The organism is Citricoccus sp. CH26A (assembly GCF_000224415.1).
GTDB lineage: Bacteria > Actinomycetota > Actinomycetes > Actinomycetales > Micrococcaceae > Citricoccus.
Genome location: NZ_AFXQ01000012.1, coordinates 67,757 through 88,931 on the forward strand (window position 1 = coordinate 67,757; position 21,175 = coordinate 88,931).

At 70.9% G+C, this 21,175-nt stretch carries 16 protein-coding genes and 1 pseudogene; 14 read left to right on the forward strand and 3 right to left on the reverse strand.

Features of this window, described 5'->3' with window-relative positions:
- Position 1 precedes the first annotated feature (1 nt).
- Positions 2 to 805, reverse strand: a complete 804-nt coding sequence (zupT, locus tag CITRI_RS0109065; RefSeq protein WP_010144436.1) for a zinc transporter ZupT — start codon at positions 803 to 805, stop codon at positions 2 to 4.
- A 132-nt stretch (positions 806 to 937) separates the two neighbouring features.
- On the opposite strand from zupT, the gene CITRI_RS0109070 reads away from it, so the two are divergent.
- From CITRI_RS0109070 to CITRI_RS0109130, 13 genes are all read left to right on the forward strand, one after another.
- A complete protein-coding gene (locus tag CITRI_RS0109070) occupies positions 938 to 2,038 on the forward strand; it encodes a serine hydrolase (RefSeq protein WP_010144437.1) in 1,101 nt (366 codons plus the stop codon).
- 274 nt (positions 2,039 to 2,312) lie between these two features.
- On the forward strand, positions 2,313 to 3,866 hold the full coding sequence (locus tag CITRI_RS0109075) for an NAD(P)/FAD-dependent oxidoreductase (protein WP_010144438.1): 1,554 nt from the start codon (positions 2,313 to 2,315) through the stop codon (positions 3,864 to 3,866).
- On the forward strand, positions 3,863 to 4,630 hold the full coding sequence (locus CITRI_RS0109080) for a hypothetical protein (protein ID WP_010144439.1): 768 nt from the start codon (positions 3,863 to 3,865) through the stop codon (positions 4,628 to 4,630). The genes CITRI_RS0109075 and CITRI_RS0109080 overlap by 4 nt, the downstream gene beginning before the upstream one ends.
- Positions 4,627 to 5,511 carry a hypothetical protein gene (locus tag CITRI_RS0109085; RefSeq protein WP_010144440.1) on the forward strand — a complete coding sequence of 295 codons (885 nt, stop codon included), beginning with the start codon at positions 4,627 to 4,629 and terminating at the stop codon, positions 5,509 to 5,511. Before CITRI_RS0109080 ends, CITRI_RS0109085 begins: the two co-directional genes overlap by 4 nt.
- Positions 5,512 to 5,783: 272 nt before the next feature.
- The gene (locus tag CITRI_RS0109090; RefSeq protein WP_010144441.1) at positions 5,784 to 7,622 is read left to right on the forward strand and encodes an ABC transporter family substrate-binding protein; all 1,839 of its coding nucleotides are present in this window, start codon (positions 5,784 to 5,786) and stop codon (positions 7,620 to 7,622) included.
- A 188-nt stretch (positions 7,623 to 7,810) separates the two neighbouring features.
- Positions 7,811 to 9,328, forward strand: coding sequence for an ABC transporter permease (locus CITRI_RS0109095; protein ID WP_010144442.1), 1,518 nt, complete (start codon positions 7,811 to 7,813; stop codon positions 9,326 to 9,328).
- Entirely contained in the window at positions 9,325 to 10,707 is a 1,383-nt protein-coding gene (locus CITRI_RS0109100) for an ABC transporter permease subunit (RefSeq protein WP_010144444.1), read from the forward strand. The genes CITRI_RS0109095 and CITRI_RS0109100 overlap by 4 nt, the downstream gene beginning before the upstream one ends.
- Before the next feature lie 14 nt (positions 10,708 to 10,721).
- Positions 10,722 to 12,542, forward strand: a complete 1,821-nt coding sequence (locus tag CITRI_RS0109105; protein WP_010144445.1) for an ABC transporter ATP-binding protein — start codon at positions 10,722 to 10,724, stop codon at positions 12,540 to 12,542.
- A 110-nt stretch (positions 12,543 to 12,652) separates the two neighbouring features.
- Positions 12,653 to 14,560: a translational GTPase TypA gene (gene typA, locus CITRI_RS0109110; RefSeq protein WP_010144446.1), complete on the forward strand. Its 1,908-nt coding sequence runs from the start codon at positions 12,653 to 12,655 to the stop codon at positions 14,558 to 14,560.
- Positions 14,561 to 14,627: 67 nt separating this feature from the next.
- The gene (locus tag CITRI_RS0109115) at positions 14,628 to 15,035 is read left to right on the forward strand and encodes a hypothetical protein (protein ID WP_141566035.1); all 408 of its coding nucleotides are present in this window, start codon (positions 14,628 to 14,630) and stop codon (positions 15,033 to 15,035) included.
- Between the two features lie 84 nt (positions 15,036 to 15,119).
- A complete protein-coding gene (fdxA, locus tag CITRI_RS0109120; RefSeq protein ID WP_010144448.1) occupies positions 15,120 to 15,452 on the forward strand; it encodes a ferredoxin in 333 nt (110 codons plus the stop codon).
- Entirely contained in the window at positions 15,452 to 16,594 is a 1,143-nt protein-coding gene (dapC, locus tag CITRI_RS0109125) for a succinyldiaminopimelate transaminase (protein WP_010144449.1), read from the forward strand. Before fdxA ends, dapC begins: the two co-directional genes overlap by 1 nt.
- Positions 16,595 to 16,715: 121 nt before the next feature.
- Entirely contained in the window at positions 16,716 to 17,999 is a 1,284-nt protein-coding gene (locus CITRI_RS0109130) for a citrate synthase (protein ID WP_010144451.1), read from the forward strand.
- A 100-nt stretch (positions 18,000 to 18,099) separates the two neighbouring features.
- Here the strand turns inward: CITRI_RS0109130 and CITRI_RS0109135 are convergent, their stop codons facing one another.
- Complete coding sequence (locus CITRI_RS0109135; protein WP_010144452.1) at positions 18,100 to 18,954, reverse strand: hypothetical protein; 855 nt, start codon at positions 18,952 to 18,954, stop codon at positions 18,100 to 18,102.
- 15 nt (positions 18,955 to 18,969) lie between these two features.
- Positions 18,970 to 19,947 carry a 2,3,4,5-tetrahydropyridine-2,6-dicarboxylate N-succinyltransferase gene (gene dapD, locus CITRI_RS0109140; protein ID WP_010144453.1) on the reverse strand — a complete coding sequence of 326 codons (978 nt, stop codon included), beginning with the start codon at positions 19,945 to 19,947 and terminating at the stop codon, positions 18,970 to 18,972.
- A 17-nt stretch (positions 19,948 to 19,964) separates the two neighbouring features.
- Here dapD and dapE point away from each other — a divergent pair.
- Positions 19,965 to 21,160, forward strand: a pseudogene (dapE, locus tag CITRI_RS17105) (succinyl-diaminopimelate desuccinylase).
- Positions 21,161 to 21,175 lie beyond the last annotated feature (15 nt).

The window sequence follows — 21,175 nt, forward strand, 5'->3', positions numbered from 1 at the left end:
CTCAGACCGTGGCGAACAGCAGCAGGGACACCGCCATCACGGCCATGCCGCCCACCAATCCGTACATCGCCAGGTGGTGCTTGCCGTACTCCCGGGCCGTGGGCAGCAGCTCGTCCAGGGAGATGAACACCATGATCCCGGCCACCACCGCGAAGGTGATGCCCAGCAGGACGTCGTCCAGGAACGGCATCAGCAACGCGAAGCCGATCAGCGCACCGGCCGGCTCGGCCAGCCCCGAGACGAAGGACCACTGCACGGCCTTGCGGCGGGACCCGGTGGCCTCCCGGACCGGCACCGCCACGGCCACGCCCTCCGGGACGTTGTGCAGCGCGATCGCCAGGGCCACGGGCAGGGCGATCGACAGGTCCGTCAGTCCCGCCACGAAGGTGGCGAAGCCCTCCGGGAAGTTGTGCAGGCTGATCGCCAGCGCGGTCACCGTGCCGGTCCTCATCATCCGCCGGCGCCGGGCGGCCGTGGCCGGATCGCGGACCTGGCCGGGCTCGTGCGGGTTGATGGGCTCGGGGACGAGGCGGTCGATCACCCCGATCACCAGGATGCCGCCGAAGAACGCGGCCACGGCCGCCCAGTGGCCCCCCGCCGGGTCCGTGGCGGCGGTGAGCGAGGTCAGCGCCTTGGGCATGATCTCCAGGAAGGACACGTAGAGCATCACGCCCGCCGAGAAGCCCAGGGCCACGGACAGGAACGGGCCGCTGGTGCGCCGCGGCACCACCGAGATGAGCCCGCCGATGCCCGTGCACAACCCGGCGAGCACGGTGAGCCCCAGTGCCAGCCAGAAGTTCTCCACGCCGAGCCGTTCCTTGCGTCCGTGTCCTGCAGGGTCGTGCCCCCCGTGCACCCCGGCGTCCGCCGGGTGCCACGGTGCCGGGGGATGCACCGAGTGTAGGGGCGGCGGAACGGGCCTCAGTACGCTGTCCCCATGATGACGACGCCGGTCCCGGCAGGTGGTCCCGCCGGCGCCGGTCCGCCGCCGGGCGCCGGTCCGGTGTCCGACGCCGGCTGGCGGGACGTCCTGGCCCTGGCCGCTTCGCGCGGGGCCTGCGTGCAGCTGTGCGTGATCCACCGCGGGGTCGTCGTCCTGGACGGGGCGGTCCGCTGCCACCCGGACGCCCTGGGGTGGTTGTTCTCGGCCTCCAAGCCCTTCACGTCCCTGCTGGTCCACCGGCTGGCGGGCCGGGGCGTGCTGGACCTGGATGCCGCGGTGGGGGAGTACTGGCCCGAGTTCGGGACCGGTGGGGACGGCTCCAAGGCCGGCACGACCGTCCGGGACGTGCTCACCCACCGCACGGCCGCCCCCACGGCGGGGCCGTACCCGGTGGCGGTGCTGGCCATGCACCGCCTCGAGGCCTCGCTCGAGCGGGTGGCCCGCGGCCGACGCCGGGACCGCCGCTATCCGGGCCCGTCCGCCTACCAGCCACTGGACTTCGGGTACATCCTGGCCGAGGTGGCCCGCCGGGCCACCGGCCGTCCGTGGCCGCAGCTGCTGCACGAACTGGTGCTGGGCCCCGCCGGACTGCGGGACGTCCACCCCGGGGTACCGGACGACCAGCTGCACCGGTGCCTGCCCTTCGACGGCTCGCGCCGGGCCCTGCCGGGCGGGCCGGTCGTCGCGGCCATCGTCAACCGGCGGTCCGTGCGCCAGGCACGGATCCCGGCGGCGGGGATCTCGACGACGGCCCGCCAGCTCGCCCTGTTCTACCGCCACCTGCTCGGCGCCCCGGAACGGGAGGCACTGTGCGCACCCAGTTCGGACGGCGGCCGAGACGCCTGGACCCGGTTGCCCACCCGGTGGGGGACCGGCCTCCAGCTCGGCGGCACCGGTGCATGGTGCCCGCTGGGGGCCACCAGCAGCGTGCGGACCTTCGGGCACAACGGTTCGGACGTGTGCCTGGGCTGGGCGGATCCCGACCTGGACCTCGCGGTCGGCCTCGTCACCGACCGGGCCAGCGGCCACCCCGCGGACAAGAGGCTGCTCGTGCGGGTCTCGGACGCGGTCCGCGCTACCGCCCGCCGGCACTGACCGGCGTTCCAGGACGGACCGGCCCTCCAGTACCGTCCGGCCCTCCAGTACCGTCCGGCCCGTGGCCCGGAGGCCGTCCCGAGACACAGGCCCCCAGGACCGGGCCCCCCAGGGCCGGGTCCATCCCCAGGACCCGGCCCATCCGCTAGGTTCGGCAGGACGGGATCGCCGACCCGGCCGGGGCCCTCATCGTCGTCTCATCGTCGACTCATCCCCGTCTCATCCCGGTCCCGCAGGATATTCACAGGATCTTCCAAGGACAGGAACAGACGCGATGACGCACCAGGAGCCGGCGCAGCAGCTGCACACTCCCCGACCCTCCGGTCGATCCAGTCGATCCACGCACGGGCGGCGCGCCGTCGTCGTCGGCTCCGGACCCAACGGGCTGACCGCCGCCGCGGTGCTGGCCCGCGCGGGCTGGGAGGTCGACGTCTACGAGCGGCACACGGCCCCGGGCGGTGCCTCCGCCTCCGCCGACGTGCTCGGCCCGGGGACCATCGTGGACCTCGGGGCGGCGGGCCATCCCTTCGGTGTCGCCAGCCCCGTGTTCCGGGACCTGGACCTCGGCGCGCACGGCGTCGAATGGCTGCACAGTGACTTCCCGATGGCACACCCCCTGGAGGGCCGTCCGGCGGCGATCCTGCACCGAACCCTCGAGGCCACGGCCGCCGGACTCGGTCAGGACGGCACGGCGTGGACCCGGCTGCACGCCCCGCTGGTGGAGGACATCGACGCGCACCTGGAGAACATCCTCGGCCCGTCACTGGTGCGCGTGCCGCGGCATCCGGTCAGCATGGCCCGCTTCGGGATCCGGGCCCTCTGGCCCGCGGGTGCCGTCGGACGGGCCATCTTCCGGGACGAGACCGCCAGGTCCCTGTTCGCGAGTTCCTCGATCCACGCCATCCTGCCGCCCACCCACCTGTTCACGGCCGCGTTCGGCCTGATCTTCGGTGCCCTGGGCATGACCCGCGGGTGGCCCGTGGCCAAGGGCGGCTCCGGTGCCATCACCGCGGCCCTTGCCTCCGTCCTGGCTGCCCACGGTGGACGCATCCACCTGGACCACGAGGTCACCGACCTGCGCGAATTCCCGGACGCGGACGCGATCCTGCTCGACCTCACGCCCCGGCAGCTGCTCGCCCTCGACGGGGCGGACCTCAGCGACCGCTATGCCGCGCACCTGAGGCGCTGGCGGTACGGGACAGGGGTCTCGAAGGTGGACTACCTGCTCGACGGGCCGATCCCGTGGACCGACTCCCGGGTGGCCGGCGCCGGTACCGTCCACGTGACCGGCACGCTGGCCGAGCTGGAGCACGCCGAGCGAGAGGCGAAGGCCGGCCGGATGCCGGACAGGCCCTTCGTCATGGTCTGCCAGCAGCAGGCGGGGGACCCGTCCCGGGCCACCGGTCCGGCCGCCGGGAAGACGGTGGTGTGGACCTACGCCCACGTCCCCGGTGGGTACGACGCCCCGGTCGAGAACCTGATCGCCGAACAGATCGAACGCTTCGCCCCGGGTTTCCGGGACCGGATCGTCCACCGGGTGGCCACCACCCCCTCGGCCCTCCAGTCCTGGAACCCCAACCTCATCGGCGGGGACGTGGCCGGCGGATCCATGGGCGGGCTGCAGCAGGTGCTGCGACCGGCCCCCGTGCTCAGCCCGCACCGCACCGGCACGCCGGGACTGTACCTGGCCTCCTCGTCCACCCCGCCCGGAGGCGGGGTGCACGGGATGGCCGGACTGCACGCGGCCCGGGCCGCCCTGGCCGACGCGGCACGGGGCCGCACCCGGCGGCACACGCACACCCGCACCCCTCGAGAGGACAGACCATGACAGACAACCCCGCCCACCCGACGTCGCTGCCGGGGGTGCTGTCCGCCCCCGCGGTGACGGACCGGGACCTCTGGGCCCTGGTCGCGGGAACCGCCCTGGCCGCCGTGCTGCTCTCCCCGGTGCGCCACTACTTCAACGGCAGGGACAAGGGCGAGGAGGACTCCTTCCCGCTCTCGACCTATCCGATGTTCTCGGACCACCGGAAGGACCGGGCCCGCATCCCGCACGTGGCCGGATTCACCGCCGAGGGTGAGCGGATCGTCCCGCACTACAGCCACTTCGGTGCCGGCGGGCTGAACCAGGTCCGCAAACAGGTCACCCGCATGGTCCGCCAGGGCCGCGCGGCGGAGGTCGCCCAGCGCTACGCCGACGCCCTGGCCGCCCGGCGTGAGCGGCCCGTGCCGCGCGGCGGGGGCCCCGGTGCCGTCCGTCGCCGTCGCGAGGCCGGGATCGTCCGCGTCGAGGTCGTGCGCTCGCGGTACTTCTTCGACACCTACTACGCGGGCAACACCACCCCGCAGGTCGAGACCGTCCACGCCCGCGCGGACGTCGGCGGCACCGCCGTCGAGGTCGCGGAGACCCGTACCGACCCCGCCCAGGACCCCCAGGGACCGCCCACCGGGCCGATGGCCCGCTCCGGGCTCGGCAACACGCCCCCCGCCCCTATCGGCCAGCGGAACACGCCCGCCGACTACCGCACCGAGCACACCGTCCAGGCCGCACCGCGCACCGTGCGGACCCCCGCGCAGGAGAGCACCCGATGACCCTCGTCCAGACCCTCGTCGACCACCTCCGCCCGGCGGCCCAGCCCGTGCGCCCGGCCGTGCTGCGCCTGGCCACCGGCACGTTCTCCGCGGTGCACAACATCCGCCGGCGTGACATGTTCCGCAGGCTCCACCGCCAGGACGAGACCCAGTTCACGCCCGTCGGGGTGGTCAGGGTGCTGAGGAGGCCGTTGCCGCCGACGGTGGCGGACGCCCTCTTCGACGCCGCGCAGGCGGTCAACATCGCGGCGACGCTGGGGATCGGCCACCGGGTGACCGGTCCGCTGAACGCGGCGCTGCAGTTGTGGACCATCACCTACCGCAATTCCTGGACGATGCTGCTGCACAGCGACAACATGATGACGATGCACCAGATGGTCCTGGGAACCACCCGCTCCGCCGACGCCCTGAGCGTCGACGCCCTGGTCCGTGACCGCACCCTGCTCCCGCAACGCTTCGACCGGGCCTACGGCGCGGTCCCGACCGTGCTGAACATCGCGACCTGCGCCGTGTACTTCATCTCCGGCGTGGCGAAGGTCCGGGGTCCCCTCGGGATGAGGTGGGCACAGGGCGACGTGCTGCGCGGCCAGATCGCCGTGGACGGACTGCGCAAGGACCTCTTCGGCTCCGCCAGGACCGACGCCGGTTCCGCGCTGTACCGGCAGAAGGGACTGTTCACCCTTCTCGCCGTCGTCTCCCTGGCCGTGGAGCTCGGGGCGCCGCTGTCGCTGGTGCACCGCAGGCTCGGCCAGGCGTTCGCCCTCGGGGCGTGGGGCATGCACGTGGGGATCCGGATCGTCATGGGCATCAGGTTCAAGTACAACGTCTCCGGGATCTCCTACCTGCCGTATTTCCCGGCGGGGCCCCAAATGCCCCGGTGAGGGCCCACTTGTGAACCGCCGATGAACTCTTGAAAACAGCATGTTTCCGCTGGTGGCCGCCAAGTTACGGGATGGTAACGATCCGGCCGGTGGCCGACTATTCAATGGTGCTTTTACATGTTGCGGGGCTAATGTCTTTCACATCTTGTGGTGTTGCTCACTACCGGCCGGGGAGGGGAAACCGGATTTCGGCCGGAGGCCGGCCCTCCACCCCAGACGGGTCGGATCGGGAGCACAGCACGCCTCGCACCTGTCTGAATGGAGACGCTTTGATGAAGTACACAAAGCTTTCTGCCGCAGCCGCCCTCCTGGCCGGCTCCGCGCTCGTCCTGTCCGCCTGCGCGCCGGGCGGCCCGGCCGAGAACTCTGACACCGGCTCCGCCGCCCCCGAGGGCAACGGCGACGTCATCACCGGCGACTTCGGGGAGAAGTACACCGTCGAGCCCGCCGACTCCGGACTGGCGGACCTCGGGGAGATCGAGACCCAGGACGGCTCCATCGCCTACTCGGTGGGCGAGGATGAGTTCATCTCCTACAACTCCATGACGCCGGAGACCTACTCGACCTACAATTCGGCGGTCACCGAGCGGCTCATCTCCACCTTCGCCTACTTCGGCACCGACGGGGAGATCTACCAGAACGAGGAGTACGGCACCTACGAGAAGGTCTCCGACGACCCGCTGACGGTGAAGTACACCATCAACGAGGAGGCCGTGTGGTCGGACGGGACCCCCGTCACCGCCGCGGACTACATCCTGAAGTGGGGTGTCGAGAACCCGCGCATCACCACCGGTTCGGGCGAGGATGCGGCGCCGCTGTTCAACGCCATCTCCCAGTCCTTCGGCGAGTACGTCAGCGAGGCGCCGGAGGGTGATCCCGCCGGCAAGGAATTCACCATCACCTTCAAGGAGCCCTACGCCGACTGGCCGATCCTCGTGGACACCGCCCTGCCGGCCCACGTCGTCGCCGAGGAGTCCGGCATGGGCATGGACGCCATGCTCGAGGCCGTCCGCAACGAGGACGCGAAGGCCCTGGCCCCCGCCGCCGAGTTCTGGAACACCGGCTGGAACACCTCTCCGGGCACCCTTCCGGACGAGTCGATCGCCCCCTCGAACGGCCCCTACACGTTCAAGAGCTGGGAGCCGGGCCAGTCCATCACCCTGACGGCCAACGAGAACTACTGGGGCACCCCGCCGGCCACGAAGGAACTGGTCATCCGCTTCGCTGCCGCCGACACCCACGTCCAGGCCCTCGCCAACGGCGACCTGAACGTCATCGAGCCGCAGGCCACCGTGGACACCCTGTCCCAGCTGGAGGACCTGGGCGACCAGATCGTCATCCAGACCGGCGCCTCCCTGACCTGGGAGCACCTGGACTTCAACTTCATGGACGGCTCGCCGTTCGCGGACAACCTCGAACTGCGCAAGGCCTTCGCCCTGTGCGTGCCGCGCCAGCAGATCGTGGACAACCTGATCAAACCGGTCGATCCCGAGGCCGTGGTCATGAACGCCCGCGAGGTCTTCCCGTTCCAGGACACCTACCAGGAGGTCGTTGACGCCGCCTATGACGGTAGCTACGACGAGGTCGACGTCGAGGGCGCGAAGAAGATCGTCGAGGCCGAGGGCGCCGAGGGCACCAAGGTCCGCATCGGCTACTCGGCCCCGAACCCGCGCCGCTCCGATACGGTGGCCGCCATCAAGTCCTCCTGTGACGAGGCCGGCTTCGTGATCGAGGACGTGGGCTCCGCCGACTTCTTCGACAAGACCATGCCGCAGGGTGACTACGAGGTCGCGCTGTTCGCGTGGGCCGGCTCCGGCCAGATCGCCTCGGGCCGCAACATCTACCACACCACCGGTCAGCAGAACTACGGCAAGTTCTCCAACAAGGAGGTCGACGCCGCCTGGGACACCCTGGCCGGATCCGTCGACCCCGCCGTGCACGCCGAGCAGGTGAAGGTCATCGAGAAGGGCCTGTGGGACAACCTGTTCGGCATCCCGCTGTACGCCCACCCGGGCGTCGTGGCGCACTCGGCGGACGTGGCCAACGTCCGCGACACCGCCACCCAGTCCGGGGCCGTCTGGAACGCCCAGCAGTGGGTCCGCGCCGAGTGACCCTCGGCTGACCCCCCGCGGGGATGACCCATGACCACCGCTGAGGCCCGGCCATCATCCGGCCGGGCCTCAGCCGTGCTCCCCACGATCGGCCGGACCCGGCGGGTCCGGCCGATCATGGGGAGCGACCCGTGGTGTGATCATGACCACGTCCACGACACCCTTGGTACGGAAGGCAACGTTCAGTTGTGCTGAAATTCATCCTCAGGCGCTTCGGCAGCTCGTTCCTGGTGCTCCTCGGAGCCTCGGTGCTGCTCTACGTGCTCACCATCAACTCCGGCGATCCCCTGGCCGACCTGCGCGAGTCCAACGCGGAGAACCGCGACTACCTCATGCAGCAGCGCACCCAGTTCATGAACCTGGACATGCCCTGGTACCAGCGGTACTGGACCTGGCTCACCGGCGTGGGCCAGTGCTTCATCGGCCGGTGTGAGCTCGGCACCAACCGCCAGGGCCAGGAGGTCGTCGACCTGCTCGGGCTGGCCGCCGCCTCGACCCTGCGCCTGGTCGTGCTGGCCACCGTGATCGCCATGGTCTTCGGCATCGTCATCGGCATCCTGACCGCCATCCGCCAGTACTCCGGCATGGACTACGCGGTCACCTTCCTGACGTTCCTGTTCTTCTCGCTGCCGGTCTTCTGGGCTGCCGTGCTGCTCAAGGAGTACCTGGCGATCGGGTTCAACGACTGGATGGCGGACCCGGGCTTCACCTGGCCGGCGGCGATCGTCGCCGGGCTGCTGCTCGGGGTGGTCCTGCAGGCCGTACTGGCCGGTCCGCCCCGGCGCCGCCTCTTCACCTTCCTGGGCGCCTTCCTCTTCACCGTCCTGGCCATCCCGTACTTGGACTGGCTCAACTTCGCCCAGTACCCGCAGCTGGGCCCGGTCGTCATCGCGCTCGTCGGGGCCGCGGCCGCCGTCGGGGCCACCGCGCTGGGCGCCGGCCTGCAGAACCGCCGCGTGCTGTACGCGGGGCTGGTGACCGCCGCCCTGGGCGTCGTGTCCTATTACGCCACCTACACCCTGTTGTGGGACCCGACCTGGACGATCCTGCTCGTCCTGGCGGTCGTGCTGGTGATCGTGGCGGTCGCCGTGGGGCGCCTGATGGGCGGGTTCTCCAAGGGCGCGGCCACCATCGTGTCCCTCTTCACGGCCGGGGTCATGGGCCTGCTGATCCTCGTGGAGCACCTCTTCCGCGCCTGGCCGGGATACCTCGAGATCGTGGGGCGGCCGATCTCCACCATCGGCTCGCAGACCCCGAACTTCTCCGGCACCTTCTGGGAGGACTTCCTGGACAAGGGGACCCAGCTGCTGCTGCCCACCATCCTGCTGGCACTGATCTCCCTGGCGACCTACTCGCGCTACACCCGCGCGTCCATGCTCGAGGTCAGCCAGCAGGACTACATCCGCACCGCCCGCGCCAAGGGGCTCGGCGAGCGTCAGGTCATCCTCAAGCACGCCTTCCGCAACTCGCTGATCCCGATCACCACGATCATGGCCTTCGACTTCGCGGCCCTGATCGGCGGTGCCGTCATCACGGAACGGGTCTTCGGCTGGAAGGGCATGGGTGAGATGTTCGCCACCGGCCTGGACCAGGTGGACCCCGCGCCGGTGATGGCGTTCTTCCTGGTCACCGGCACGGCCGCAGTGTTGTTCAACCTGCTGGCCGACATCCTCTACGCGGTCCTCGACCCCCGGATCCGGGTGTGAGCGGCATGCACAACGACATCGACCCCCGCGACGAGCAGGACCCGAAGACCATGGACGAGAACCCGTCACGAACCGCCACGACCATGCGGGACGGCACCGGGCCGTCCCAGCAGGCCGTCGACATGGCGAATCTCGCCGAGGTCGAGGACGCGAAGCTGCGGCAGAAGACCGGCAAGTCCTACAGCCAGGGCCAGATGGTCCTGCGCAAGTTCCGGAACCACAAGGCCGCCATGCCCTCGGCGGTGTTCCTGGTCCTGATCTTCATCCTCGCGTTCAGCTCGATCGGCTGGGCCGGGATCCCCGGCTGGTGGGACAAGAGCTACCTGACCTCGTCCACGGTGGTCGACGGCGGCGCCCCCACCCTGTCCCTGGTCCCGCAGTGGCTGGGCGGGGAGGGCATCCGCTGGGGCGAGCACCCGTTCGGCCAGGACAACACGGGCAAGGACTACTTCGCCCTGGTCATGCGCGGCACCCAGCAGTCCCTGATCATCGCGCTGGTGGTCGGCCTGGTCTCCACCGTGATCGGTGCGACCATCGGTGCCATCGCCGGGTACTTCCGCGGGTGGATCGACTCCCTGCTGATGCGCCTGACCGACCTGATCATCGTGATCCCGCTGCTGGTGCTGGCGGCCGTGCTGGGCCGGATGACCTCCAGCCTCGATGCGGGCATCATCCCCCTGGCGGTCGTGCTGGGCCTGGTCACCTGGACCTCCCTGGCCCGGTTGGTCCGCGGAGAGGTGCTGTCCCTGCGCGAGAAGGAGTTCGTGGCGGCCTCGGTGGCCATGGGAGCCCACCCGGCCCGCGTGATCGGCCGGCACCTGCTCCCGAACACCATCGGTGTGATCGTCGTCAACGCCACCTTCGCGATCGCCTCGGCCATCCTGCTGGAGACCTCGCTGTCCTTCCTGGGCTTCGGCGTCCAGGCTCCCGAGTCCTCGCTGGGCCTGCTGATCAGCCAGTACCAGAACGCCTTCACCACCCGTCCGTGGCTGTTCTGGTGGCCCGGCATGCTCATCCTGGCCATCGCCCTGTCCGTGAACTTCCTGGGCGACGGCCTGCGAGACGCGTTCGACCCCCGACAGGGCGCGCGCACGGCGCGGAGGAACCGCCGCCTGGGCACCTTCGGCATCTCCGGTCGGGACAAGGCCCTCGACCGGGCCGCCACGGAGACCAGTGCCGGAGCCGGCGGCCGGGACGTGCCCGCCACCGCGGCGCTGAGGCCCACGACGACCTCCGCGGAACTGCGCGACGAGATCCACTCGGACGATGAGCGGCACGGGGGACCCCGCCGGCACGGGGACCACCGGAAGGGCAGGAACCGCCCGGACGGAGACCGCCCGGACGAGGACCGCCGTGACGACCAGGAACCGAGAGACTGAGGAGGGGAGAGGCCATGGGCATCTTCGGACGCAAGAACCGTGAAGGGACCGCCGACGCGGTGGACGAGGCTCCCGGGGCGGGCTCGCACGCGGCCCGGCCGACGTCGGGCTCATCCCCGGCCACCGGCTCGCTGGGGGTGGTCCAGCGCCACCCGGACCGCGACGGCAGGCCGATCCTGTCCTTCCAGGACGTCTCGGTGACCTTCGACACGGAGTTCGGCCAGGTCGAGGCGGTCAAGGGGGTCAGCTTCGACATCAAGCCGGGTGAGGTCGTCGCCCTGGTCGGCGAGTCGGGCTCGGGCAAGTCGGTCACCTCGGCCACCGCCATGGGCCTGTTGCCGAACAACGCGAACGTCTCCGGCACGGTGATGCTGGGCGACCGCGACGTCACCGCACTGGACGCCTCCGGACTGCGCCGGATCCGTGGCCGCCACGCCGCCATGGTCTTCCAGGAGCCGATGACCGCCCTGAACCCCGTGCTGACCGTGGGCGACCAGCTCACCGAGGCGCTGAACCTGCACGGGATCGCCTTCGGCACCGAGGCGGACCGCCGGGCCGCGGAACTGCTGGAGATGGTCGGGATCCAGGACGCCAGGAACCGGTTGCGGCAGTACCCGCACCAGTTCTCCGGCGGCCAGCGCCAGCGCATCGTCATCGCCATGGCGATCAGCTGCTCGCCCGAGGTGATCATCGCCGACGAGCCGACCACCGCACTCGACGTCACGGTCCAGGCCGAGATCCTCGAGCTGTTGCGCTCGCTCAAGGACCAGCTGAACACCGGCATCCTGCTCATCACGCACAACATGGGCGTGGTGGCGGACATGGCCGACCGCGTCTGCGTGATGCTGCGCGGCGAGCTGGTGGAGTCCGGTGAGGTCCACCAGGTCATGCAGAACCCCCAGCACCCGTACACGCAACGGTTGCTCGCGTCCGTGCCGCGGCTCGGTGCCGAGCTGGAGGTCGCCGAACCGGAACCGGTCACCGAGACCCAGTCGAGGGTCAGCTACGCCATCGAGGCCCAGGGGATGTGCATCGAGTACGACCACCGCGGCAAGAAGAACCGCGTGGTGCACGACATCGACTTCACGGTGTCCCCGGGGGAGATCCTCGGGCTGGTGGGGGAGTCCGGTTCGGGCAAGTCCACGATCGCCAAGGCCGTCCTGGGCCTGCTGCCCGTGGCCCAGGGCTCGTTGAGGATCCGTGGGGAGGACCTGACCCGGATGGCCGGTGGCGAGGCCCGCCGGATGCGCAAGCGCATCGGGGTGGTCTTCCAGGACCCGGCGGCCTCCCTGGACCCGCGCTTCCCGATCGGTGACGTCATCACCGAACCGATGGTCATCCACAAGGTGGGCAACCGGTCGTCGCAGATGCAGCGGGCCTACGAGCTGCTGGACGCCGTCAAGCTCCCGCGCTCGGTGGTCAACCGGTACCCGCACGAGCTCTCCGGTGGTCAGCGCCAGCGCATCTCCATCGCCCGGGCACTCACCCTGGACCCCGAGGTGCTCATCGCGGACGAGCCGACCTCGGCCCTGGACGTGTCCGTGCAGGCCGCCGTGCTCGACATGTTCGCCGAGCTGCAGTCCCGGTACGAGTTCGCCTGCCTGTTCGTCTCCCACGACCTGGCCGTGGTGGACATGCTCGCCCACCGGGTGCTCGTCCTCAAGGACGGCCGCCAGGTGGAACAGGGCCCCACCGCCGAGGTGCTGCACCACCCGGCCCAGGACTACACGAAGCGCCTGCTGGCGGCCGCCCCGGCCCCGGACCCGGACGAGCAGTTGGCCAAGCGGACAGAACGGCGCCAGTTGTTGCAGTCCCTGGGCGAGACCCCCTACTGAGGACGGCGGGCGGGAGGGCTTGCCGGCGTCCCGTACAATCGGACGGGGCCTGTAGACGGCTTTGCCGGCAGCCCCGTCCCTTCCGCCGTCCTCGATGAACAGGCACCTCTATGACTGAAACCCTCACCCAGCGCACCGATCTCCGCAACGTCGCCATCGTGGCCCACGTCGACCACGGCAAGACCACCATGGTGGATGCGATGCTGCGCCAGGCCGGCGCCTTCTCCAGCCACGGTGAGGTGGAGGACCGGGTGATGGACTCCGGTGAGCTCGAACGCGAGAAGGGCATCACCATCCTGGCCAAGAACACCACCGTGTTCTACTCCGGTCCCGCGGCCAAGGGCGAGATGGTGACCCTCAACGTCATCGACACCCCCGGCCACGCCGACTTCGGCGGCGAGGTCGAGCGCGGGCTGTCCATGGTGGACGGCGTCGTGCTCCTGGTGGACTCCTCCGAGGGGCCGCTGCCCCAGACCCGCTTCGTGCTCCGCAAGGCCCTGGCCGCCAAGCTGCCCGTGATCCTCGTGGTCAACAAGACCGACCGCCCGGACGCACGCATCGACGGCGTCGTCTCCGACTCCATGGACCTGCTGCTGGGCCTGGCCTCCGACCTGGCCGACGAGGTCGAGGACCTGGACCTGGACTCCGTGCTGAACCTGCCGATCGTCTACGCCTCCGGCAAGGCCGGCAAGGCCTCCCTCGAGCAGCCGGCGGACGGCCAGCTGCCGGACAGCGAGGACCTGGAGCCGCTGTTCGCGACCATCCTGGAGCACATCCCGGCCCCGACCTACACGCCCGGTGAGGTGCTGCAGGCCCACGTCACGAACCTGGACGCCTCCCCGTTCCTGGGCCGCCTGGCCCTGCTGCGCATCTTCAACGGCACCCTGAAGAAGGGCCAGCAGGTGGCCTGGGCCCGCCAGGACGGGCAGTTGAAGACCGTGAAGATCACCGAGCTGCTCGGCACCAAGGGGCTGTCGCGCGAGCCGATCGAGTCGGCGGGCCCCGGTGAGATCGTGGCCGTCGCCGGGATCGAGGACATCATGATCGGCGAGACCCTCACCGACCCGGAGAACCCGAAGCCGCTGCCGCTGATCACGGTGGACGACCCAGCGATCTCCATGACCGTCGGCATCAACACCTCCCCCCTGGCGGGCAGGGTGAAGAACGCCAAGGTCACCGCCCGTCAGGTCAAGGACCGCCTCGACGCCGAGCTGGTCGGCAACGTCTCGCTCAAGGTCCTGCCCACCGAGCGTCCCGACGCCTGGGAGGTCCAGGGCCGCGGTGAGCTGGCGCTGGCCATCCTGGTGGAGCAGATGCGCCGCGAGGGCTTCGAGCTGACCGTGGGCAAGCCCCAGGTGGTCACCAAGACCATCGACGGCAAGGTCCACGAGCCGATGGAACTGATGACCATCGACACCCCGGAGGAGTTCATGGGGGCCATCACCCAGCTGATGGCCGCCCGCAAGGGCCGGATGACGGAGATGTCCAACCACGGCACCGGCTGGATCCGGATGGAGTTCAACGTCCCCGCCCGCGGCCTGATCGGCTTCCGCACCCAGTTCCTCACGGACACCCGCGGTGCCGGCATCGCCTCCTCCATCGCCAACGGCTACGAGCCGTGGGCCGGCCCGATCGAGTACCGCACCAACGGCTCGCTGGTGGCCGACCGCGCCGGCACCGCCACCCCGTTCGCGATGATCAACCTGCAGGAACGCGGCACGTTCTTCATCCAGCCCGGTTCCGAGGTGTACGAGGGCATGATCGTCGGCGAGAACTCGCGCGCCGATGACATGGACGTGAACATCACCAAGGAGAAGAAGCTCACGAACATGCGTGCGGCCTCCTCGGACTCCTTCGAGGGGCTGACCCCGCCGCGCCGGCTGACCCTCGAGGAGTCGCTCGAGTTCGCGCGCGAGGACGAGTGCGTGGAGATCACCCCCGAGGACATCCGGATCCGCAAGGTGATCCTGGACGCCAACGAGCGGAACAAGGCCAACCGCGCCCGTGCCCGCGCCTGAGGCGCCCGGATCCCGGGTCCCGACACCGGCCGGCCCCGGCCGGCACCACGACGCCCCGTCCCCGACCATGACCCCCTGGCGCGCCGCGCTGGGTGCGGTCCTGGTCGGGGCCGGCGTCGGGGTCCTGGGCACCGTGCTGCACACCCACTTCGCCTGGCTGGGCGAGGCCGTCCTGCCGTGGGGAGCAGTCCTCGCGCTGGCGCTGGCCGCGTCCGCGCAGCTGTGGTGGACGCTGCGCTGCTCGGTCGCGTGGGCCGGTGGCGTGAGTGCCATCGTGGCCTTCACCACCGCCCTGGGGCTGTCCGCCTGGCCGGGGCTGGACACCTTCGCGGTGGCCCTGACCGAGTACACGCTGCGCGTGGTCCCGGGCCCGGCGATCTCCGGGGCCGTCTGGCTGTGGGGCCTGCCCGTGGTGGCCGTGCTCACGATGCTCATGGCCCAGCCGCTCCTGCGGGTGCCCGCGTCACGGGACTAGACTGTCCGCAGAAACCTCTCGTCCGGCACGCCGCGTGGTGCCCGGACCCGAACCGACGAATCGCTGGAAGGTGGACGGTCTGAAGTGACGTACGTCATCGCCCTGCCGTGTGTGGACCTGAAGGACAAGGCCTGCATCGATGAATGCCCGGTGGACTGCATCTACGAGGGGGAGCGGATGCTGTACATCCACCCCGACGAGTGCGTGGACTGTGGCGCCTGCGAACCGGTGTGCCCCGTCGAGGCGATCTACTACGAGGACGACACGCCCGAGGAGTGGGCCGATTACTACAAGGCCAACGTGGAGTTCTTCGACGACCTCGGCTCGCCGGGCGGTGCGGCCAAGATGGGCCTGATCAACAAGGACCACCCGCTCGTCGCCGCGCTGCCCCCGCAGCCGCAGCCGGCCGACCTGTAGTGCTCACACTGCCCGAGTACCCCTGGGAGTCCCTGGCGCCCTACCGGCGCACCGCACAGGGCCATCCCGGCGGGATCAGCGACCTGTCCATCGGCACGCCCGTGGACGACACCCCGGAACTGATCCAGCGTGCGCTGGCCGCGGCGGCGAACGCCCACGGGTATCCGACCACACACGGCACGACCGAACTGCGCGAGGCCATCGCCGCCTGGTACGCCCGCCGTCGCGGCGTGCCCGGGTTGGACCCGCAGGCCGTGATCCCCACCGTGGGCTCCAAGGAGTTCATCGCCTGGCTGCCGCTGCTGCTCGGCATCGGCCCCGGGGACGTCGTGGTCCGCCCGACCGTCGCCTACCCCACCTACGACATCGGCGCCCTGTTGGTGGGTGCCGAGGCCGTCGCCGCGGACTCCCTCGACGACCTCGACGCCGCGACCCGCGACCGCGTGAGACTGGTCTGGACCAACTCCCCGGCCAACCCCACCGGGCAGGTGGCCTCCGCCGACCGGCTGAGCGCCGTCGTCGCCCAGGCGCGCCAGCTCGGCGCCGTGGTGGCCGGGGACGAGTGCTATGCCGAGCTGGGCTGGGACCAGTGGGACGACTCCGCGGCCGGCACGCCCTGCATCCTCTCCGAGGAGGTCTCCGGCGGGGACCACACGGGCCTGCTCAGCGTGTACTCGCTCTCCAAGCAGTCCAACCTGGCCGGTTACCGGGCCGCGTTCGCGGCGGGGGACCCGGGCCTGGTGACGAACCTCGTCAACAGCCGCAAGCACGCCGGGATGATCGTCCCGGCGCCGGTGCAGGCCGCCATGACGGTCGCGCTGGGCGATGACGCCCACGTGGCCGCCCAGAAGGACCGGTACCGCGCCCGACGGTCGCTGCTGAAGGACGCCCTGACCTCGGCCGGCCTGGTCGTGGACCACTCCGAGGCGGGGCTCTACCTCTGGACCCGGGACGGCGCCCGGGACGGTGCGCCGAGCGAGGCGGACAGCTGGGCGCTGGTCGGACAGCTCGCGGAACGGGGCATCCTGGTGGGCCCGGGCACGTTCTACGGCACGGCCGGCAACGGCTACGTCCGGGTCGCGATCACGGCCACCGACGACGCCGTCGCCCGGGCCGCGGAACGGCTTCGCGCCTGGCGTTAGGTCGTCACCGATTCCGTGCATCAGCCCGGTGCTTGGTAGCGTTGACGAGGATTGAATCATCGCGACCCCCACCCTTCGGTGCCGTGGTCCGCGTCACCGACGAACTCATGAGGGAGTACCCATGACCGAGAACACTTCGGCAGCGCTGTCCGTCGACGGCACGAGCGTCGACCTACCCCGCGAGCAGGCGACCGCCGGAAACGACGGTCTGAACATCGGGCCCCTGCTGAAGAACACCGGTCTGGTCACCTACGACCCGGGCTTCATGAACACGGCCAACACCAAGTCGGCCATCACCTTCATCGACGGGGACGAGGGTGTGCTGCGCTACCGCGGCTACCCCATCGAGCAGCTGGCCGAGAACTCCTCCTTCCTGGAGGTGGCCTACCTGCTGATCTACGGCGACCTGCCGACCGGTGACCAGCTGGGAGCCTGGGACGAGAACATCCGTCGCCACACCATGCTCCACGAGGACCTCAAGGGCTTCTTCGGCGGTTTCCCGCGGGACGCCCACCCGATGCCGGTCCTGTCCTCCGCGGTGTCCGCGCTGTCCACGTTCTACCCGGACTCCCTGGACCCGTTCGACGAGGAGCAGGTCCACATCTCCACCATCCGGCTGATGGCCAAGCTGCCGGTCATCGCCTCCTACGCGTTCAAGAAGTCGCTGGGCCAGCCGATGCTGTACCCGGACAACTCGCTGAACCTGGTGGAGAACTTCCTGCGCCAGTGCTTCGGCGTCCCGGCCGAGCCCTACGAGCTGGACCCGGACATGGTCAAGGCCCTGGACATGCTGCTGATGCTGCACGCCGACCACGAGCAGAACTGCTCCACCTCCACCGTGCGCCTCGTGGGTTCCTCGCAGGCCAACATGTTCGCCTCCGTCTCCGCCGGCATCAACGCCCTCTACGGTCCGCTGCACGGCGGGGCGAACGAGGCGGTGCTGAACATGCTGCACCGCATCAAGGACGAGGGTGTCAGCCCCGAGGACTTCATGGAGAAGGTGAAGAACAAGGAGGCCGGCATCAAGCTGATGGGCTTCGGCCACCGGGTCTACAAGAACTACGACCCGCGCGCCAAGATCATCAAGAAGACCGCCGAGGACATCCTGGGCAAGCTCGGCGGCCATGACGAACTGCTCGAGATCGCCCAGCGGCTCGAGGAGAAGGCCCTGGCCGACGACTACTTCGTGGAGCGCCGCCTGTACCCGAACGTCGACTTCTACACCGGCGTGATCTACAAGGCCATGGGCTTCCCGGAGAAGATGTTCACCGTGCTGTTCGCCCTGGGCCGCCTGCCCGGCTGGATCGCCCAGTGGCGCGAGCTGATGCAGGATCCGTCCACCAAGATCGGCCGGCCGCGCCAGGTCTACACCGGCTACGACCTGCGGGACTACCCGGGCCGCTGAGCCCCGGCACCCGTCCGCGTCTCCCGGTCATCCCGACGACACCCCGCCCGTCCCGGCGGGCGTGGTCGGGATGACCGGGATTCGTGCGTCTGGGGACCGTTCAACCGGCGAGGGTGATGGTGACCGCGCCGTCGGTCCCCGTCGCCGGTGACCAGCCGTGGTCCGCGCGGACCCAGCCCTGGCCGCCGAAGGACGCCGCCGTGACGCCGTACTGCCGGGCGTTGGCCACGGCCCACTGCACCAGGGCCCAGCCGCGCGCGCCGGTGGCCGGGATGGTCACGGTGTGCCCGTCCCCGGAGACCGCGGGATCCACGTCCGAGAGCTGGTCCGTCAGGGCGGCCACCAGGGCCCGGGCGTCCCCGGGGCCCTCGGGTGAGCGCAGCACGCAGTTCAGCCCGGCGGGGGAGTGCCCGGTCAGGGCGGAGGCGTAGGCCCGGCCCTCCGGTTCGTGGTCGGCATAGGCGTCGGGGTACGCCGAGCGCTGGACGGTCTGGGCGGCCACGGTGATGTCCAGGTCCTCGAAGTCCGGGACCAGCAGCTCGAGCTCCTGGTAGAAGCGGTTCGTGGCGTACACCGGGTCCATGACCTGCGCCTCGGACCCCCAGCCCTGAGAGGGCCGCTGCTGGAACAGCCCGCGGGAGTCCGGACCGGCCTCGTCCCCGTAGTCGATGTTGCGCAGCTTGGACTCCTGCACGGCGGTGGCGATGCCGATCGAGGCCGCCCGCGCGGGCAGCCCACGGTCCATGGCCACGGCCGCGATCAGGGCGGCGTTGGCCGCCTGGTCCGGGGCGAGGCCGAAGGACTCCGTGCCGACCACGGCGGTGCACCGCTCCCGCACCAGGACCTCGGAGGAGTCGATGAACCGGGAGGCGGCCCAGAACCCGCCTGCCACGAGCAGCGCGCAGACCACGAGCACCCCGAGGGCGCGCCGGCGCCGCGTCCGGCGGGGGCTCATCGGTCCGCCCGGGCGTCAGTTGGCGTGCAGCGCGTCATTGAGCACGACGGTCTGCCCGGCCCGGGGCAGGGCCTGGACCTGGCCGGTGGAGGAGTCGCGGCGGAACAGCAGGTTCGGGACCCCGGACAGGTCCAGCGCCTTGACCACGGACTCGGTCCCCGAGTCCTGCTTCACGGTCACGCGGGTCCCGGCCGTCACGTACAGTCCGGCCTCCACCACGCAGTCGTCGCCCACGGAGATGCCCACGCCGGCGTTGGCGCCCAGCAGCACGCGTTCACCGATGACGATGCGCTGCGTGCCACCGCCGGAGAGGGTGCCCATGATGGAGGCCCCGCCGCCGACGTCGGAGCCGTCACCGACCACCACGCCGGCCGAGATCCGGCCCTCCACCATGGAGGCGCCGAGCGTGCCGGCGTTGAAGTTCACGAAGCCCTCGTGCATGACGGTCGTGCCCGCGGCCAGGTGGGCTCCGAGCCGCACCCGGTCGGCGTCGGCGATCCGGACCCCGGAGGGGAGCACGTAGTCCGTCATCCGCGGGAACTTGTCCACGCCGTACACCGCCACGGGCCCGCGGGCGCGCAGCTTGAGCCGGGTCGCCTCGAAGCCGTCGGACGAGCAGGGGCCGGCGCTGGTCCACACCACGTTGGCCAGGGTGCCGAAGATCCCGTCCAGGTTGAGCGTGTTGGGGGCCGCCAGGCGGTGGGACAGCAGGTGCAGTCGCAGCCAGGAGTCCAGGGCGTCGACCGGCGCGGAGTCCAGGTCCGACTCCACGGTCACGGCCCGCTGGGTGGTGCCCCGGTCGGCGTCGGGGCGGGCGAGGGACTCCAGGGCCCCGGTCATCGAGCTGTCCACGTCGGCCGCCGGGCCCAGCGCGGGGGCCGGGAACCAGGCGTCCAGGACGGTGCCGTCCGCGGCGAAGGTCGCCAGTCCGAGGCCGGAGGCCGTCCGGGAGGTCGTCAGGGGGGCGCCGGGCTGGGAGGGGGTGGAGTCCATGGGAATATCCTACTGGCATGGATTCTTCCCTCCCGGTCACCACCGCGCCCGTCCTGCCCCCTCTCGACCTCGACGTGGCCCTGCTGACCGCCGAGCTGCTGGACATCCATTCCGTGTCCGACCACGAGACCCCGTTGGCCGACGCCGTCGAGGAGGCGCTGCGGGCCCTGCCGGCCCTGCGCGTGCAGCGCATCGGGGACGCGGTGGTGGCACGCACCGAGTTCGGGCTGGACTCCCGGGTGGTGCTGGCCGGTCACCTGGACACCGTCCCGCTGCCCACCGTCCCCGGTGCCCGGGGCACGGTGCCCTCGCGCTGGGAGCCGGCGACCGGTGTCGGGACCGTGGCTGCCGTGCCGGCCGACGGGGACGTGCTCTACGGACGCGGCGCCACGGACATGAAGGGCGGAGTGGCGGTCCAGCTGGCACTGGCCGGGCTGCTGGGGCGCGACGCCGGCCCCGTCCCGCGCGGGACGTCACCTGGGTGTTCTACGACCACGAGGAGGTCGAGGCGGCGCGGTCCGGCCTGGGCCGCATCGCCCGGCAGGCGCCCGCGCTGCTGGAGGCGGACTTCGCGGTGCTGCTGGAACCCACCGACGGCGTGGTGGAGGGAGGGTGCAACGGCACCAGCCGGTACCTCGTGGCGGTGCCGGGCGTCGCCGCCCACACGGGCCGGTCCTGGCGCGGGGTCAACGCCATCCACGCGACCGCCCCCCTGCTGGCGGTGCTGGCCGCCTACGAGCCGGCCACGGTCACGGTCGAGGGCCTGGACTACCGGGAGGGACTGAACGCGGTGCGGATCCACGGCGGCACCGCGGGCAACGTCGTCCCCGACTCCTGCGCCGTGGAGGTCAACTACCGGTTCGCCCCGGACAAGACCGTCGAGCAGGCGCACGAGCACGTGTACTCGGTCCTGGCCCGCGCCGGCATCTCCCCGGAGGCCATCGAGGTCACGGACGCCTCGCCCGCGGCCCGCCCGGGCCTGGACCACCCCGCGGCGGCGGCCTTCGTGGCCGCCGTCGGCGGGGAACCGATGCCCAAGTACGGCTGGACGGACGTGGCCCGGTTCTCCGAGCTGGGCGTGCCGGCCGTGAACTTCGGGCCGGGGGACGCCCTGCTGGCCCACGCCGACGACGAGCACGTCACCGCCGGCGCGGTGCGTGCGTGCCTGGGGGCGCTGCGTCGCTGGCTCGTGCCGGAGTCCGACGTCCGCTGACGCCCCGGACCGCCG

What these genes read in the sequence shown, in the direction of transcription:
- typA (WP_010144446.1), top strand. Translation starts at nt 12,653, where the DNA reads ATGACTGAAACCCTCACCCAGCGCACCGATCTCCGCAACGTCGCCATC.
- CITRI_RS0109075 (WP_010144438.1), top strand. Translation starts at nt 2,313, where the DNA reads ATGACGCACCAGGAGCCGGCGCAGCAGCTGCACACTCCCCGACCCTCC.
- CITRI_RS0109085 (WP_010144440.1), top strand. Translation starts at nt 4,627, where the DNA reads ATGACCCTCGTCCAGACCCTCGTCGACCACCTCCGCCCGGCGGCCCAG.
- dapD (WP_010144453.1), bottom strand. Translation starts at nt 19,947, where the DNA reads ATGGACTCCACCCCCTCCCAGCCCGGCGCCCCCCTGACGACCTCCCGG.
- CITRI_RS0109090 (WP_010144441.1), top strand. Translation starts at nt 5,784, where the DNA reads ATGAAGTACACAAAGCTTTCTGCCGCAGCCGCCCTCCTGGCCGGCTCC.
- CITRI_RS0109080 (WP_010144439.1), top strand. Translation starts at nt 3,863, where the DNA reads ATGACAGACAACCCCGCCCACCCGACGTCGCTGCCGGGGGTGCTGTCC.
- CITRI_RS0109135 (WP_010144452.1), bottom strand. Translation starts at nt 18,954, where the DNA reads ATGAGCCCCCGCCGGACGCGGCGCCGGCGCGCCCTCGGGGTGCTCGTG.
- CITRI_RS0109105 (WP_010144445.1), top strand. Translation starts at nt 10,722, where the DNA reads ATGGGCATCTTCGGACGCAAGAACCGTGAAGGGACCGCCGACGCGGTG.
- CITRI_RS0109070 (WP_010144437.1), top strand. Translation starts at nt 938, where the DNA reads ATGATGACGACGCCGGTCCCGGCAGGTGGTCCCGCCGGCGCCGGTCCG.
- CITRI_RS0109115 (WP_141566035.1), top strand. Translation starts at nt 14,628, where the DNA reads ATGACCCCCTGGCGCGCCGCGCTGGGTGCGGTCCTGGTCGGGGCCGGC.
- CITRI_RS0109130 (WP_010144451.1), top strand. Translation starts at nt 16,716, where the DNA reads ATGACCGAGAACACTTCGGCAGCGCTGTCCGTCGACGGCACGAGCGTC.